We start from the raw sequence: 17080 nt of genomic DNA on the forward strand, positions 1-17080 counted from the left end.
GATCATGCGGGAGTACACGTCGAGGACGAACGCGGCGTACACCCAGCCGATACTGGTGCGCACATACGTCAGGTCCGCGACCCACAGCTGGTTCGCACCGGCCGCGGTGAAATCGCGTTTGACCAGGTCAAGAGGCCGGTCGGTCTCAGCGGCGGGGCGGGTCGTGCGCGGCGTTTTGTCGCGTAGCAGCCCGCGCAGCCCGATCTCGCGCATCAAGCGTTCGACGGTGCACCGGGCCACCCGCACACCGCGACGGTGCAACTCGTGCCAGATCTTGCGGGCGCCGTAGACGCCGTAGTTCTCGGCATGGATCTGCTTGATCATCTCGATCAGTTCGGCGTCTCGCCGGGACCGGGCGCTGGCCGGGCGGGTCTTGGCGGCGTAGTAGGTCGACGGTGCGATCTGTGCCGGCGTGTCTTGGAGAGCCTGCAGGACCGGCTGGACACCGTGTTCGGCCTGGTGGGAGTCGACGAAGTCGACCTTCATCGCGACGGACGGTCCAGCTCCGCCGCGAAGAAACTCGCCGCGGACTTCAAGATCTGGTTCGCCCGGCGCAGCTCACGGTTCTCCCGTTCCAGCGCGGCGATACGGTCGGCGTCGCTGCTGGTCGTGCCCGGCCGTACGCCGGCGTCGGTCTCGGCCTTCTTCACCCACGTGCGCAACGCCTCCGGATGAACCCCGAGCGACCCGGCGATCCGCTGGATCGCCCCGACCGCGGACACCGGATCCCGGCGGGCCTCGACCGCCAACCGGGTCGCACGCTCACGCAGATCATCGTTGTACTTCTTCGGTGCAGGCATCGCCGGTGTTCCTCCAGGTTTCGATGTCTCCATTCAACCCGGGGCGCAACAAACACCAAGATCCGCCTGATCATCCGCCGAGGATTCGGATTCCACAGCGCCGACGCGATCATCGCGCTTGCCATGCTCAGCCTCGGCGGCCACCGACCCGCGTTACCCGACCGATGACCGCCAACCCGCCCACACATCGATCACAAGAGCCGCATTTCCCGGCCCGAAGCGGCACAGCGCCGGACCAGGCGGCACGAGCGACCGTGGGCTCTTGATTCGCGGGTTGTAGGTTCAAGTCCTATGCGCCGCACCACGGTTGACCTGGGCATCCTTCGACTATTCGGCGGGTGCCCACTGTCATTTGGGGGCGTCGAAGGAGGCCCCAATCCCAGGCTTCGTGGGACAACAATCCCAGGCTTCGTAAGGACAAGTGGCAGTCCCAGACTGCGGCCTCAGCTCACCTTGCGATGACCCACCGCTGAAGTGGGCACGAGGTTGTCGGTCGGAAGTTCTTGCTGGACCGACGAAACATGCCTCAGGCCGACAGCACCTCGCCGACGCGGGGGTCGAGGCGGAGGAAGGCCTCGATCGCCGGTCGGATCTGAGACGCGTCCTCGGTGCTCAAAAGCCGGTCGACCAGGTCGCCGATGCGGTGGCTCGGGTTGAGGCGAACCGGACCGCCCTGGGCCAGGTAAGAGGTCACCAGTCCGGCCACGCCGTCGTCGGCCGGGCGGCCGGTGCGCGCCGCCAGGGCGACGACACCCAGGCCGAGCATGTCGGCGGCCACAGGATCGATGCCGTATCGGGCCGGTTCGCCGCCCACCTGGCCCGCGCGGCGCCAGTCGGTGATTCGCACGCGCGGATCGAGCCAGCCGTCGTCGAGCTCGCCGAAATGGTCGGGGTGGGGCGTGACCGTCAGAACCCGGACCGACAGGTCCAGGTGGTACGCGCCACGCCCGTGGGCGTAGGCGAGCGCGTCACCGAGCCGGCCGATCATGTCGTCGGCCGCCGCACGGCCGAGGCGGTTGCCGTAGAGGGCCAGGTAGTGATCGAACCGGACCCCGCGCCGGTCGTGCTTGTAGAGCAGGGCCGGCCCGGCTTCATGGTTCCCGATCATCTCGGGTCGCGCGATGTCCGGATGATCCAGCTCGCTGAGCAGCAGATACTCCCGGCAGACGGATTCGTCCAGCCGAGTCCGTTGCGCGACCGGGGCGTCCGGCCGAGCGACGAAGACACGGGCCCGGACCGAGATCTTGTCCAGAACGGTGCTCCACGCGATGTGGTCCTGCGCGTTCGGCGACAACTCGAGCGGTGGCTCGACCACTCGCCAGGTTCCGACCGGGTGGCTCAGCTGGGAAGGGGCCGTGCCGATCCGGGCCAGCAGGCCGGTCACCGCCTCGGAGAGCCAGTCCGGCAGCGCGTCGCGGTGGTCGGCCGGGGTGCGCGCGAGCAGGTCCCGCACCAGCCAGGGTCCGTCGCCGCCGGTCCCGTCCGGCCGGTAGACGGCAGCCGCCTCGGCCGGGTCGAGGTCGATCTCGGTGGCCGGGAAGGTCAGCTGGACCACCCCGAACACGGGGGGCATGGGCAGCCCGCTCTGGGCCGCGGCCCGGCTCAGCGCCTGGCCCAGGGCGTGGGCCTTGATCGCGGCCACGCGGCCGGGACTGTCCCGGGCCACCTGGGTCGGGCCGGAGCTGATCACCCACACCGGACCGTGGTTGGCGACCCGGCCGCGCGAGGCGTCCAGCTCCACCACGAACAGGCCGCCGGGCGCGGCGACCAGCAGGTCGATGCGGTGGACGTGGCCGGAGTCGGCCACGAACGAGAAGTTGGACCAGGCTCGGAACGGGGCGACGTCGGGCAGCGCCTCCCGGATGGCGTCCGCAGCGTCCCGCTCGTCGAAATACGGCCATGGTGTGATCGTCGTCCAACGAGACACAGCCATGCCGCCTTCCTGGCTCAACGGTTCACTCCGGGAATCCGGTTTTGCATCGTATCTTCGACGAATCGGGCAAGCCGATCGATCCCCTCGCCGATCCGTCTGTGGACCATGAGCTGGAGGCCGGCCGGATCTCGTGCGCGCCGCGGTCGGTGGAATCGAAGAAGGACATGAACGGCACGCCACCCGCGGCGGCGCGGGCGGTGACCGGCTCGCCCGCCGGATGGAACAACCGGTGGCGGCCACGGAAGCCGCCACGATCGGCACCGGCCACCGCTGACCGAGCACGTCGACCTCTGATCCTTCCCGTCACCCCGGTGAGGATCCACGGACGATCGCTGCCTGCGCCGATGCGCGCCTGGACAGCGTGTTCGCTGACCTACCCGGCGGCGTTCTCAGCCATCGCGGTGCGCAGGGACAACGGTCGCATGTCGGTCCACACGGTTCCGATGTGTTCCAGGCAGGCGGCCCGCTCGCCGGTGAAACCGGTCGTGCGCCAGCCCGCGGGCAGCTCCCGCCCGGCGGGCCAGATCGAGTACTGCTCCTCGTGGTTCACGACCACGTCGAAGATCTGATCGGGATCGCTGAACATGTGACTCTCCTATCGGATGGGACTTCTGAACGCGGTCAGCTCACCGCGGTGTTCTGGCGGTCATCTCAGCTTCCGACGCGGTGTCCGTGCACTTCTCCGCCAAGCGCCTCGGCCAGCGCCGTCCCGACGGTTCGCACCGCCGGTCCGGTCAACATGCCGAAGTGATCGGCATCGGCGACCTCCTCGGTGATGTGTCCGGTCACGTACGGACGCCACATGGACGCTCCACGGTCACCGGCCGCCGCCTCTCGACCGGCGGTGATCACGGTGAGGTCGCCCTGGTAGACGGCACCACCCAGGTCGTTCGCGACCTGGCGGTACCGCAGCGCGGCACTCACGACCTCACCGGCCTCGTCACCGGGCAACGCCCACGCTGCGGCCAGCCGGTCGGTGAGGTCGGCCAGGCCGGTGATCGGTGCCGACGGGTCGTCGTGCAGAGCGGTGGCCAGCCCGGCCACGACGTCCGCCGCGAAATCGTCCGGGCCAAGGTCCATGGCGGCGCGCTGCTCGGCGAACGGGTAGGCGTCGATGAGGCTCACGCTGATGACCTGGCCCCGGCGGGCCAAGTCGGCGGCGACCGCGTGCGCGACGACGCCGCCGATCGACCAGCCCGCCAGGTGCACCGGCTGATCGCCGACGGTGTTGCGGATCAGATCGGCCAGCGCGGCGATCAGTTTCGGGCCGTCACTGAACTCCAGCCGCGGCATCTGCAACCCGTACACCGGATGGTCGCCGGGCATGTGCGGCAACAGCGCGGCATAGGCCCAGCTGAGGCCGCTGATCGGCGGGAACAGGAACAGTGGGGCTTCGTCGCCGGTACCGCGCAAGGTGATGAGCGGTGCCAGCATCGAGCCCGCCCGCGCTGGCGTGGTGCCGGCGACGGCGAGCTCGTGCGGGGTGGGCGCGCTGAAGATGTCCCGCACCCGGATCGGCAGGCCGAGCGCGCGGAGGCGGGTGGCCAGGGTGACGGCGAGCAACGAGTGACCACCGAGCTCGAAGAAGTTGTCGTGGGCGTCGACGTGATCGACGCCGAGCATCTCGGCGAACAGCCCTTCGATGGCGGTCTCATGCGGCGTGCCGGGTCCGCGCCGCGGGGATGCGGCGCTGCTGGGTGCGGCGGCGGGGGTCCACCGCGCCACGCGAGCGGCGAGCGCCTCGGCGCCCACCAGCGTGATGTCGGCCAGCGGCGTCTTCGGCGCGGCGGCGACCGCGGTGAGCAGCTGGGTGAAGACGTCGACCAGCTGCTCGACCGTCGCGCGATCGAACACATCTGCGGCGTACTCGACCGAGCCCTCGATCCCGGTCGCCTCGTCGTCGGCAAACGTGTCGGCCATCGAGAACAGCAGGTCGAATTTGGCGGCGTCGTAGTCGAAGGGTTCGTCGGTGGTCGTGGTGTGCTGCAGATTCAGGGGGCTCTGGTCGTTGTTCTGCCAGGCCAGCAGGATTTGGAAGAGGGGGTGCCGGGCGGGATGCCGGTCCGGGTTGAGGGCCTCGACGATACGTTCGAACGGAGTGTCCTGGTGCGCGAACGCCGCCAGGTCGGTGTCGCGGGTGCGGGTGACCAGCTCGGCGAAGGTCGGGTTACCCGCGGTGGAGGTCCGCAGGACGAGAGTGTTGACGAAGAAACCGATCAGGTCTTCGACGGCTTGGTCGGTGCGACCCGCGGTCACGGTGCCGATCGTCAGGTCGGTCCCGGCACCGAGGTGGGTCAGCGTCGCCAGCAGACCGGCCTGCACCACCATGAACACACTGGCCTTGCCCGCGCGGGCGATATCGGTCAGCGCGTGATGCACGCTCGCCGACAGCCGGAACTCGACCTGATCACCACGGCCGGTAGCCGCCGCCGGCCGGGGCCGGTCGGTGGGCAGGGCCAGCTCGGCCGGCGCACCATCGAGGGTCTCGCGCCAGAACGCGAGCTGCCGATTCAGGACACTGTCCGGGTCCTTCTCCTCACCGAGCCAGCCACGCTGCCAAAGGCTGTAATCGGCATACTGGACCGGCAGCGGCGCCCAATCCGGTGCCGCACCGGCCAGCCGGGCGGCATAAGCAGTGCTGAGTTCCTCCAGCAACGGCTCGGTCGACCAGCCGTCACCAGCAATGTGATGCAACACCAGGACCAGCACGTGATCTTGGTCCTGCAACTCGACCAGGGCAGCCCGCAACGGCGGATCCGTGGTCAGGTCGTAGCCGGCATTGGCGATCTCACTGACCCGAGCCGTCACCGTGTCCGCGGAGGCCGCGATGACCGGCAGACCGATCTCCACCACCGGCTCAATACGCTGATACGGCACACCATCGTGCTCCGGATAGGTCGTACGCAACGTTTCATGCCTGGCAACGACATCACCCAACGCCGCGTGCAGGGCACCCGTGTCAAGGTCACCATGAATGCGTACGGCGTAAGGAATGTTGTAGTTGGCCGACGGACCTTCGAGCTGATTGATGAACCACAACCGCGCCTGAGCGAACGACAACGGAATCCGATCCGGACGAGCCACCGCCGTGATCGGCGGCCGAGCCACATCCGCCGCCGACAACCGCCGAGCCAACCCCGCCACCGTCGGCGACTCGAACAAATCCCGAACCGCGATCTCACGACCCAGGAAAGCCCGAATCCGCGCCGCCAACCGCACCGCCATCAACGAATGCCCACCGAGCTCGAAGAAATTCTCATCCACACCGACCCGCGAACGACCCAGCAACTCGGCGAACACATCACACAACACCACCTCCTGCGGCGTCCGCGCCGACCGACCCGAACGACGCACGGACTCCGGCAACGCCTTCGCCGACACCGCGTTCCGGGCGGCCCGCTCAACGAGGTCCGCGAGCTGGTCACCGTCCAGGGCGATGTCGGCCAGCGGCGTCTTCGGCGCGGCGGCGACCGCGGTGAGCAGCTGGACGAAGGTGTCGGCCATCCGTTGCGCGGTCGGCCGGTCGAAAAGGTCGAGGACGTACTCCAGCGAGCCCTCGATCCCTTCCGGCACGCCGAAGGAGTCACGGTTTTCCTGGATCGACAGGACGAGGTCGAATTTGGCGGCGTCGTAGTCGAAGGGTTCGTCGGTGGTCGTGGTGTGCTGCAGATTCAGGGGGCTCTGGTCGTTGTTCTGCCAGGCCAGCAGGATTTGGAAGAGGGGGTGCCGGGCGGGATGCCGGTCCGGGTTGAGGGCCTCGACGATACGTTCGAACGGAGTGTCCTGGTGCGCGAACGCCGCCAGGTCGGTGTCGCGGGTGCGGGTGACCAGCTCGGCGAAGGTCGGGTTACCCGCGGTGGAGGTCCGCAGGACGAGAGTGTTGACGAAGAAACCGATCAGGTCTTCGACGGCTTGGTCGGTGCGACCCGCGGTCACGGTGCCGATCGTCAGGTCGGTCCCGGCACCGAGGTGGGTCAGCGTCGCCAGCAGACCGGCCTGCACCACCATGAACACACTGGCCTTGCCCGCGCGGGCGATATCGGTCAGCGCGTGATGCACGCTCGCCGACAGCCGGAACTCGACCTGATCACCACGGCCGGTAGCCGCCGCCGGCCGGGGCCGGTCGGTGGGCAGGGCCAGCTCGGCCGGCGCACCATCGAGGGTCTCGCGCCAGAACGCGAGCTGCCGATTCAGGACACTGTCCGGGTCCTTCTCCTCACCGAGCCAGCCACGCTGCCAAAGGCTGTAATCGGCATACTGGACCGGCAGCGGCGCCCAATCCGGTGCCGCACCGGCCAGCCGGGCGGCATAAGCAGTGCTGAGTTCCTCCAGCAACGGCTCGGTCGACCAGCCGTCACCAGCAATGTGATGCAACACCAGGACCAGCACGTGATCTTGGTCCTGCAACTCGACCAGGGCAGCCCGCAACGGCGGATCCGTGGTCAGGTCGTAGCCGGCATTGGCGATCTCACTGACCCGAGCCGTCACCGTGTCCGCGGAGGCCGCGATGACCGGCAGACCGATCTCCACCACCGGCTCAATACGCTGATACGGCACACCATCGTGCTCCGGATAGGTCGTACGCAACGTTTCATGCCTGGCAACGACATCACCCAACGCCGCGTGCAGGGCACCCGTGTCAAGGTCACCATGAATGCGTACGGCGTAAGGAATGTTGTAGTTGGCCGACGGACCTTCGAGCTGATTGATGAACCACAACCGCGCCTGAGCGAACGACAACGGAATCCGATCCGGACGAGCCACCGCCGTGATCGGCGGCCGAGCCACATCCGCCGCCGACAACCGCCGAGCCAACCCCGCCACCGTCGGCGACTCGAACAAATCCCGAACCGCGATCTCACGACCCAGGAAAGCCCGAATCCGCGCCGCCAACCGCACCGCCATCAACGAATGCCCACCGAGCTCGAAGAAATTCTCATCCACACCGACCCGCGAACGACCCAGCAACTCGGCGAACACATCACACAACACCACCTCCTGCGGCGTCCGCGCCGACCGACCCGAACGACGCACCGCCTCCGGCAACGCCGCTCGGTCGATCTTGCCGTTGGGGGTGAGCGGCAGGTGCTTCAGCCGCATGAACTCGTACGGGACCATGTAGTCGGGCAGGAACGCGCGGACGTGCTCCTGCAGGGCCCGCACCGACACCCGGCCGCGGGGCACCGGGACTATGTAGGCCGTCAGGGTGACGTTGCCGGACTCGTCCCGGCGGCCCACCACCACGGCCTGGGAGACCTCGGGGTGCCGGGCGATGACCTCCTCGATCTCGCCGATCTCCACCCGGTTGCCGCGGATCTTGAGCTGGAGGTCGGCTCGGCCGATGAAGATCAGCTCACCGTCCGCGGTACGCCGGACGAGGTCGCCGGTGCGATACATCCGTTCGCCGGGCGCTCCGTACGGGCACGGCACGAACCGGTCGGCGGTTGCGGCCTGCATACCGAGGTAGCCGCGGGCCACACCGGCGCCCGAGATGTACAACTCACCCACCTCGTCGGCGGAGACCTCGCCCAGATCGTCGTCGAGGACGTAAACCGCCATGCCGTCCCGGGCCGCGCCGAGCGGGAAGGTCGCGAACTGCGGCTGAGTCGCCGGCCGGCCGGGCCCGCTCACTTCGACCTGCGTGACGATGAGCGTCGCCTCGGTGGGTCCGTAGATGTGCCGGATCACCGTTTCCGGGCACGCGGCGGCCACCTTGAGCACGATCGACGGGGACACCACGTCACCGCCGACCGACACCTCGCGCAGCGGGGCGAACAGGGACGGCGCGGCGTCCGCCATCGCCTCGAACAGGCCGGAGGTCATGCCCACCGCGGTCAGGCCGTATCGGCCGATCATGGCTTCCAGGGCCGCCGCCGTGAGTGCCTCCGGCGGCGCCACCACCACCCGGCCACCGCCCAGCAGCGGCGTCCAGATCTCGTAGATCGTCAGGTCGAACGCGTGCGGAGAGTGGAACAGCACCGCGCCGGTACTGCTGTTCTGCTGCCAGCAGCTGTCCGTGGCCAGTTGAACGAGGGCTTCCTGGCTGATCGCCACCCCCTTGGGCCGGCCGGTGGAGCCCGAGGTGTACATGACGTAGGCCAGCGCCGTTTCCGGCTGGACGACGGCGGGAGCGTGACGGGGCTGCCGGGACAGATCGAGCAGGTCCAGCCGGATGGTCTCGGCCGCGGTCTCGAACGGCACCGGGTCGTGCGCCGCGTCGATCAGCAGCAGGCGGGCCCCGGCATCGTTGACCACCTCGGCCATCCGCCCCGCCGGGAACGCGGTGTGGACGGGCACGTACGTCCCGCCCGCCTTGGCGATGGCCAGCATCGCCACGATGACGCCGACCGACCGGTCCAGCAGCAGCGCGACCGGCTCCTCGGCGGTCAGGCCGAGGCCCGTCAGATGCCAGGCGAGCTGGTTGGCCCGCGCGTCGAGCTCGGCGTAGGTGAGCGACTCGTCCGGACCCTCCACCGCGACGGCGTCGGGCGTGCGTCGAACCTGATCCGCGAACCGGCTGGGCAGCGTCTGCATCTCGTTGTCTTCCTTAGTCTGGTTGCGGGTTGAATTGGCGGCCGGTCAACCGCCGAGGGGGACGGGCCGGGAGAGGTCGGCGGTGAACTCCTCAACCGCCGATTGGAAGGCCGTCGCGAGATGCTCGATGTCGGCGCGGTCGCAGATGTCGGCGCGGAAGCTGAACTCGACGTGCAACTGCTCGGGCTGGTGGCTGACCGAGAGCGTTACGTCGGTCACGGTTCCGTCCGCGATCTGCTCCTCGAACTGCACGTCCAGCCCCGGCCAGTCGCCGCCGGCGTCCCAGGCGGAGTCCTGTAGCACCAGCGTCACCGGTGCCAGCGGCGGCGCCGTGTCGTCGCGGTCCGGCTCGAGATGGTCGACCAGTTCCGAGTACGGGAACGTCTGGTGCTCAGCGCCCGCCACCACCGTCTCGCGGGCCCGGCCCAGCAGCTCGCCATAGGTCGGCTCCCCGCTCAGGTCGATCCGCAGCAACACCAGGTTGACGAAGTAGCCGACGAGGTGCCGGGTGTAGGGCAGCGGACGGTTCACCATCGGGGTGGCGATCAGCAGGTCACGGCACCCGGTCCGCCGGGCCAGAGCGACCGACAGCGCGCTGAGCAACACCATGAACCGGGTGACGCCGGAGCGGTGACAGGTGGCGGCCAGGCCGCCGTTTCCGTCGCCGGTGTCGGGCAGCCACAGCTGCACCGGTTCGCCCGGCACGGCGGCGTTGCGGCGGCGCGGCTTGGTCGCCAGATCCACGGGCGCTGGACGGCCGGCCAGCCGGGTCAGCCAGTAGTCGCGCTCCCGCCGGCAGTCGGCGCCGGCCAGCCAGTCCTGATGCCACCGCGCGTAGTCGGCGAAGGTCTCGGTGATCGGTGGCAGATCGGCCGGCTGACCGGTGACCGCGGCGCGATAGGCCGCGCTCAGGTCCCCGATCAGGACACCGGCCGAGGTGCCGTCGAAAACGATGTGATGGATGGTCAGCATCAGCACATGCTCGGCCGGCGACAGCCGGATCAGCACGGCCCGGATCAGCGGACCGGCCGCCAGGTCGAAGCCGGCGCTCGCCTCGGTGTCAAGCTCGCGCCGCAGTTCCGCGTCCTGCTCGGCTCCGCGCAGGTGCGTGAGATCGACGATCCGCAGCGGGCCGACCGGCCCGTCGAACCGCTGCACCGTCTCGTCACCGTCGAAGTCGAAGACCGTCCGGAGCGCGGCCTGCCGGGCGATGGTCGCGTCCAGAGCGATACCGAGTGCCGCGGCGTCGAGGGCGCCGCGGAACCGATACACCTGCGGGACGTTGTAGTCCGACGCGCCCGGATCGAGCTGGTCGATCACCCACAGGCCGGTCTGCGCACCGGTCAGCGGGGCCGGTTCCAGACCGCCGACAGCCGAGGCCGGCCCGGCAGCGGCCATCTCGTGCAACCGCCGGAGCAGCCGCGCGCCACGCGCGGTTCCGTTACTCACTGACCGCTCACCAAATTGTCGACCAGATCGGTCGGGTCTGCGTGGGACAGCTCCGGGACGGAGTCGCGGATGTCCTCGTACCGACCGGACGCGACCACCTTGCCGTCGCGCAGCACCACCACCCGGTCGGCCTGGGCCAGTGCGATCTCGCGGTGCGACACGGCCAGGCAGGTACGGGTGCCGTCGGCACGTAGCCGGTGCCACAACTCCCGTTCGGTGTTCACGTCAAGCGCGCTGGAGATGTCGTCGAACACCAGCAGATCAGGGTTGCGGACCAGCATCTGGGCGGCCGCGACCCGCTGCGCCTGGCCGCCGGAGAGCGTGGTGCCGCGAGGGCCGACCCGGGTGGCGAGCCCGTCCGGCATCGTCGCCAGATCGGCGTCCAGGACCGACAGGTAGGCGGCCCGTTCGATGTCGGCCTCCGTGACGTCGACGCCGGCCGTGATGTTGTCGCGCACCGAACCGGTCATCAGGTAGGGAACCTGCGGGGTGTAGGCACACCGCGGCGGGATGAGCACCTCCGACGGCCGGTCCACCTCGACGCCGTTCCACTCGATCGTGCCGGCGTCCCGGTCGAGGGCGCCGATCAGGACCCGCAGCAGCGTGGTCTTGCCCGCGCCGACGCCACCGGTGACGACGACGAGCTCACCCCGGCGGACATCCAGGTCCACGCCCTCGATACCGCGATCCGATCCCGGGTGACGGTAAGTCAGCTGCCGGGCGGACAACTGGGTCAGCGGACCGACCGGCGACGTATCACGGGACACCGCAGCCACGGCGGAGCGCGACGTCGGAGCGGCCACCAGCGCGGCCAGGCCGGCGCCGTCGTCGACCACCTCGTCGAGCCGGGTCATCGAGACCGCGGCCTGCTTGTACTCGGCCAGGCTCTGGCTGAACAACGTGGTGAACTCGGTGATCCAGACCAGGTAGGAGACGAACAGGACGATGCCACCGACGGTGAGCGTGCCGTCCCGCAACCGGCTCACCGCCAGCAGCATCACCAGCCCGGCGCCCAGGCCGGAGGTGCTGTTGAAGACCGCACCGAGCATGACCTGGGAGAACAGGCGGCTCTTCAAGGTACGCGCGCGGCGCGTCTCGCTGAGCTCGCGGACCCGGTCGGTCACCCGGTCGACGCCGTCAGCCAGCTTGATCGCCTGGACCGCGCGGAAGACCTCCCGCAGCATCGAGCTCACCTCGCCCGCGGCCTCCCGGCTCCGCGCGTAGTGCCGCTTGATCTGCTTGCTGGTGAAGGTGATGAGCAGACCGGCGGCGAACACCGGCACCACGACCAGGACGGTCAGGACGACGTCGACGCTGGCCATGACCCCGAGGGCGAACAACGCCTGTGCGGTCGAGCCGACCACCACCATCGTGGACACCATCATGTCGGCGACCGTCTGCGAGTCGGTGGTGAGCCGGTTGACGGTGGAGCCGGTCGAGTGCGGCAGCGCCTCGGCGCCGGGCCGGCGGAAGACCCGGGCGACGGTGTTACGAATCAGCAGTCCGCCGGTCGTGCTGTCGGTCCATCCGTCGACCGCCACGCTGCCGAACAGCGACCCGACGCGGCCCAGGACGGCTCCGATGAGGACCGCGAACAACACCCACATGCCCTCGTTCAGCCCGGAGCCCTCGGCCAGCCGGTCGAACGCGATGCTGACGACCAAGGCCGGGACGAGCGGGAACACGCTGCGCATGATCTGCAGCACGGCGCTGAGTGCGAACCAGCCCGGCGCCCGCCGGATCAGGGCGAAAGTGGCCTTGAGATGGCTCATGAGGTACCTCCCGCGAGCAACGTGGCGAACCGCGACGTCGGGTCGGCCGACAGCTTGGTCTGCTCGCCGATCTCCTGGATCCGTCCCTGGTCCAGTACGGCGATGTGGTCCAGCGCACGGACGGTGTGCAGCCGGTGTGCGACGACCACCCCCGTGCGGCCCTCGAGCAGGCGACCGGTGGCGGTTTCGACGAGGCGCTCGGTCGCCGGGTCGAGCCGCGACGACGCCTCGTCCAGCACCACGACGTCCGGATCGTCGAGGAACGCCCGGGTCAATGCGACCAGCTGGGCCTCTCCCGCCGACAGCGAGCCACCGCCGTCGACGAGCACCGCGTCCAGGCCGTCGGGCAGCGACTCGTACCACTTGCGCAGGTGGAGCTGGTCCAGGGCGGCGAGGAGCCGCTCGTCGGGAACCGAGTCGTCGAACAAGGTCAGGTTGTCCCGCAGCGTGGCATGGAACAGCTGGACATCCTGCGTCACCATGGTCACCAGCCCTCGGAGCTGGGGCAGGGTGTAGTCCCGGATGTCGGCGCCGCCGATCCTCACGGCGCCCCCGGTCGGGTCTTGTTCCCGGCAGATCAGCCGGGCGATGGTCGTCTTGCCGCTTCCGGTCCGGCCGAGCAGCCCCAGCGTCTGACCGGCGGCCAGCCGGAACGAGACGCCGTCGAGGGCCCGCTGCGTGCCGCCGTAGCCGAAGTCGACGTTCTCGAACTCGATGTCGAGCGAGCCCCTGTCGGGCTCGTGGCCCGGGCCCGACACCACCGTGGGCTGGATCGCGGTCAGCTCGCCGATCCGCCGGATGGCGGCGCTGGCCCGCTGGAGCCCTTCCATGTGCATCGTGACGACGATGAGGCTGAAACTGAGCAGGTCGGTGTAGTAGTAGCCGAGATAGATCTCGCCGAGGCTGATGGAGCCGGAGGGCAGCAGATACGCGCCGAGGGCCAGCACAGCCACGGCCGACAGCGCGACCATCAGCTCCAGCAGGCTGGACGAGTAGCGGGACGCGACCATCGCGGCGCGGGTACGCCGGACCAGCACTCCGATCCGGCCGTCCATCTCCTCGAACAAGTGGGCACGGCCGCCGTTCGCCCGGATCGTCTCCCGCCCGCCGAGACGCTCCTCCAGGAAGCTCGACATGTCGGCCTTGGCCGCGCGCAGCGCCTGGGACTTCGGTACGGCGAGTCGCTGGGTGGTCCGCAGAATGATCAGCACGGCCGCCGCGGCAACCACCAGGGTCAAGCCGATGCGATAGTCGACGAGGAAAGCCATGACGATGATGCCGATCGACAGCAGCGCCCGGCCGACCACCCCGAACACGAAGAACGACAGGAACTCGGCGAGTTCGGAGACGTCCCCGTCCACCCGCTCCATGAGTTCACCCGGGGTGTGCTTGCGGTGGAACGACAGATCCAGGTTGAGGCAATGGCGGACGAGGTCGGTACGCAGGCGGTTGGTCGACCGCCAGCCGACGTCCTCGCTGAGATAACCGGCGATGCCCATCACGATCGGTCGCGCCGCGGTGAACACCATGAACAGGATGGCGATGGTGATCAGCGCGCGGTTGGTCGCCCCGGACTGCACGCCGTCGATGAACCGGCTCACCCAGAGCGGAGCGATCAGCTCGATCGCGATGTTGCCGAACAACAGCACGGTCAGCACGATCAGCCGCGGCCACTGCGGGCGTACGTACCGGCGGAAGAGTTCGCGGTGCCGGGTCATCGAATTTCCTCTCCTCGGGCGGGGCTGTGGGCGGCCGTGGCCAGCGCCACGCGGTCGAGCTTTCCGGAGGCCGTGACAGGGATCTCGGCGATCCGCTGGTACCGGCTGGGAATCATGTGTGCGGACAGCAGCCGCCCGCACTCGGCCTTGATCCGGCGGACGTCCACATCGTTGTCGGCCACGAGGTAGCCGATGAGGAAGTTGCCGTCGTGCCCGGTGCGCACGTCGGCGACCGCATCCCGTACGCCGGTGCACTGACGTAGGGCCGACTCGATCTCGCCCAGCTCGATGCGGAACCCGCGCACCTTCACCTGGCGGTCGGCCCGGCCGGCGTAGTCGAGCTCACCGCCGGGCAACCGGCGAGCCAGGTCGCCGGACCGGTAGTGCCGCACGCCGTCGACGGTCACGAACCGCTCCGCCGTGAGATCGTCGCGCCGCAGGTAGCCCGCGCCGACCCCGCCGCCGGACACCCACATCTCGCCTACCTCACCGGCCGCCACCTCAACGCCGGCTTTATCGCGCAGCGTGACGTCGAGGTGCGGCAGCGGCCGTCCGATGGGCGATCGGACGGTCCCGGCCAGCGTCTCCCGGTCGAGTTCCTTGAAGGTGACGTGGACGGTGGTCTCGGTGATCCCGTACATGTTCACCGCGACCGGGCGGTCGCCCGGCAATCCGTCGAGGAAGGCTGCGACGACGTCGAGGTCGACCGCCTCGCCGCCGAAGATGAGGTAGCGCAACGCCAACGCCGGCCGACCGGCACCCTCGTGAGCCCGGGCGAGCGCCCGGAACACCGACGGCACCTGGCACAGCACCGATACTCGTTGGGCGGCCAGCAGGTCGACGAACTCCTCCAGGTCCAGCGCGGCGGTCGCGTCCACGACGACCAGTGCGCCGCCGGTGATCAGGGGCGACCACAGCTCCCAGACGGAGAAGTCGAAGTTGACCGAATGGAACAGGCTCCACCGGTCCTCCGGGCCGACGTCGAACAGCGGCAGCGCCGCGTCGAGCAGTTCGAGCACGTTGCCATGGGTGATGACGCAGCCCTTCGGCCGCCCGGTGGACCCCGAGGTGTAGATGACATAGGCGCGGTCCCCGGGCCCGAGGTCCACCGGCCGGAACCTCGGATCCGCCGGGTGGCCCCGGACCGGCACCCGGTGGGCGATGCCCGGCCCGAGGTCGTCGGTCATCGTGCCGACCAGGCAACGGACCTCGGCCTCCTCGGCCATCAGGCGCAGCCGCGCGATCGGCACCTGCGGGTCGAGCGGCAGGTAGGCCGCGCCGGCCATCATGATGCCGAGGATCGCGACCGGCAGATCGGCCGACCGGGTCACCTGAAGCCCGACGAGCTCACCGCGGCGGACGCCGCGGCCGACCAACTCGGCGGCGAGCGCGCGAGCGGCCTCGTCGAGCTGGGCATAGGAGAGGACATGGTCGCCCAGGACGACGGCCGGGCGGTCCGGGTACAGGTTCCGCGCCGCCGCGAAACGGGCGGGAAGCGAGGAAGGCGCGCCCATCAACCCACGTCCAGCCCGAACAGATCGTCGAACGTCTCGCCCCGGACGATGAGCCGGGCCCGGCCGTCGAGGACGGCGACGACCGGCGGGCGCGGCACGTGGTTGAAGTTGTTGCTGAGGCTGCGGCAGTAGGCCCCAGTTCCCGGCACCGCCAGCAGGTCGCCCAGGCGCACCCCGCTGGGCAGGACGTCGTCGCGGACGACGACGTCCCCCGCGTCACAGTGCCGGCCGACCACCCGCACCGGGGTGTCGTCGCCATCCACGTCACGGCCGGCGACGACCGCGACATAGACGCCGTCGTACAGCGGTGGACGGATGTTGTCGCTCATCCCCCCGTCGACCGCGATGTAGGTCCGGAGTCCGGGCAGGTGTTTGATCGTCCCGACGCGGTAGACGGTGGCGCCGGACGGCCCGCTGATCGCCCGGCCCGGCTCGATGGCGAGCCGGGGGACGCGAATCCCGGCCGCGCGACAGGCGTCGCCCACCGAGCTCCTCAGCCGCTCGGCCAGCTCGGTGACCGGCAACGCCGTCTGGTCCGGGGTGTAGGCGATGGCGAACCCGCCGCCCAGGCTCAGCTCTGACAGTTCGTCGCCGGTCTTGGCCAGGTCGGCCAGCAACGCGACGGCACACCCGATCCCGAACTCGTACTCCCGGGTGCCGAAGATCTGCGACCCGAGGTGGATGTGCAGGCCACGAAGGTCGAGGACGCCGCCGGCACGGATCAGCTCGACCGCCTCCGCTGCGGCGCCCGACGCGACCGAGAAGCCGAACTTCTGGTCCTCGTGGGCGGTGGCGATGTTGTCGTGGGTGTCCGGTCGTACGCCGACCGTCGCCCGCACCAGCACCGCAGGGCGTACGCCGCGATCGGCGGCCAGGGTGCTCAGCCGCTCGATCTCGTCGAAGGAGTCCACCACGATGCGGCCTACGCGATGCTCGACCCCGAGTTCGAGCTCGACGGCGGACTTGTTGTTGCCATGCAGGACGATCCGTTCTGCCGGGAACCCCGCCGACAGCGCCAGCCGCAGCTCGCCCTCGGTGCAGACGTCAAGACCGATTCCGGATTCGGCCACCCAGCGCGCCACCGCCCGGCACAGGAAGGATTTGCCCGCGTAGTAGACGTCGAAGTCGTGGAACGCGCGGCGGAACTCGTCGCAGCGGAGCCGGAACTCGGCCTCGTCGTAGACGTACGCCGGCGTCCCGTACTGCTCGGCGACGTCGGTCAGGGCGACGCCGCCGATCGTGACGACGCCGTCCGGGCGGCGGACGGTGTGCCGCGACCACAGCTTGGGCTCGAGCCCATTGGCACCGTGCGGTGGCGCGGGTGTGTCGATGGAGAACATAGTTTCCTTCTGGCTGAACG

11 protein-coding genes are annotated in these 17080 nt (G+C 69.5%); all 11 read right to left on the reverse strand.

Going from position 1 to position 17080, the window contains the following annotated elements; translation table 11 throughout:
• On the reverse strand, positions 1–486 hold a 486-nt coding region (locus tag CLV70_RS34560), incomplete at its 3' end, for an IS3 family transposase (protein WP_146164271.1).
• Positions 483–800, reverse strand: a complete 318-nt coding sequence (locus CLV70_RS34565) for a transposase (RefSeq protein WP_158277896.1) — start codon at positions 798–800, stop codon at positions 483–485. The genes CLV70_RS34560 and CLV70_RS34565, both read right to left, overlap by 4 nt.
• A gap of 526 nt (positions 801–1326) precedes the next feature.
• A complete protein-coding gene (locus CLV70_RS34570; protein WP_106130833.1) occupies positions 1327–2733 on the reverse strand; it encodes an NERD domain-containing protein in 1407 nt (468 codons plus the stop codon).
• A gap of 22 nt (positions 2734–2755) precedes the next feature.
• Positions 2756–3001: a hypothetical protein gene (locus CLV70_RS39975; RefSeq protein ID WP_158277897.1), complete on the reverse strand. Its 246-nt coding sequence runs from the start codon at positions 2999–3001 to the stop codon at positions 2756–2758.
• A gap of 105 nt (positions 3002–3106) precedes the next feature.
• A complete protein-coding gene (locus tag CLV70_RS34575; RefSeq protein WP_106130834.1) occupies positions 3107–3319 on the reverse strand; it encodes an MbtH family protein in 213 nt (70 codons plus the stop codon).
• A 65-nt stretch (positions 3320–3384) separates the two neighbouring features.
• The gene (locus CLV70_RS34580; RefSeq protein WP_106130835.1) at positions 3385–9267 is read right to left on the reverse strand and encodes a non-ribosomal peptide synthetase; all 5883 of its coding nucleotides are present in this window, start codon (positions 9265–9267) and stop codon (positions 3385–3387) included.
• 45 nt (positions 9268–9312) lie between these two features.
• The gene (locus CLV70_RS34585; RefSeq protein ID WP_106130836.1) at positions 9313–10716 is read right to left on the reverse strand and encodes a condensation domain-containing protein; all 1404 of its coding nucleotides are present in this window, start codon (positions 10714–10716) and stop codon (positions 9313–9315) included.
• Positions 10713–12488 carry an ATP-binding cassette domain-containing protein gene (locus CLV70_RS34590; protein WP_106130837.1) on the reverse strand — a complete coding sequence of 592 codons (1776 nt, stop codon included), beginning with the start codon at positions 12486–12488 and terminating at the stop codon, positions 10713–10715. The genes CLV70_RS34585 and CLV70_RS34590 overlap by 4 nt, the downstream gene beginning before the upstream one ends.
• On the reverse strand, positions 12485–14206 hold the full coding sequence (locus CLV70_RS34595; RefSeq protein ID WP_106130838.1) for an ABC transporter ATP-binding protein: 1722 nt from the start codon (positions 14204–14206) through the stop codon (positions 12485–12487). Before CLV70_RS34595 ends, CLV70_RS34590 begins: the two co-directional genes overlap by 4 nt.
• Positions 14203–15720 carry an amino acid adenylation domain-containing protein gene (locus CLV70_RS34600; RefSeq protein WP_106130839.1) on the reverse strand — a complete coding sequence of 506 codons (1518 nt, stop codon included), beginning with the start codon at positions 15718–15720 and terminating at the stop codon, positions 14203–14205. The genes CLV70_RS34595 and CLV70_RS34600 overlap by 4 nt, the downstream gene beginning before the upstream one ends.
• Positions 15720–17060 (reverse strand): diaminopimelate decarboxylase, encoded by a 1341-nt coding sequence (gene lysA / locus CLV70_RS34605; RefSeq protein ID WP_106130840.1) that lies wholly within the window; start codon positions 17058–17060, stop codon positions 15720–15722. The genes CLV70_RS34600 and lysA overlap by 1 nt, the downstream gene beginning before the upstream one ends.
• Positions 17061–17080 lie beyond the last annotated feature (20 nt).

Origin of the sequence: Pseudosporangium ferrugineum (genome assembly GCF_003002065.1) — a bacterium.
Taxonomy (GTDB): Bacteria; Actinomycetota; Actinomycetes; order Mycobacteriales; family Micromonosporaceae; genus Actinoplanes; species Actinoplanes ferrugineus_A.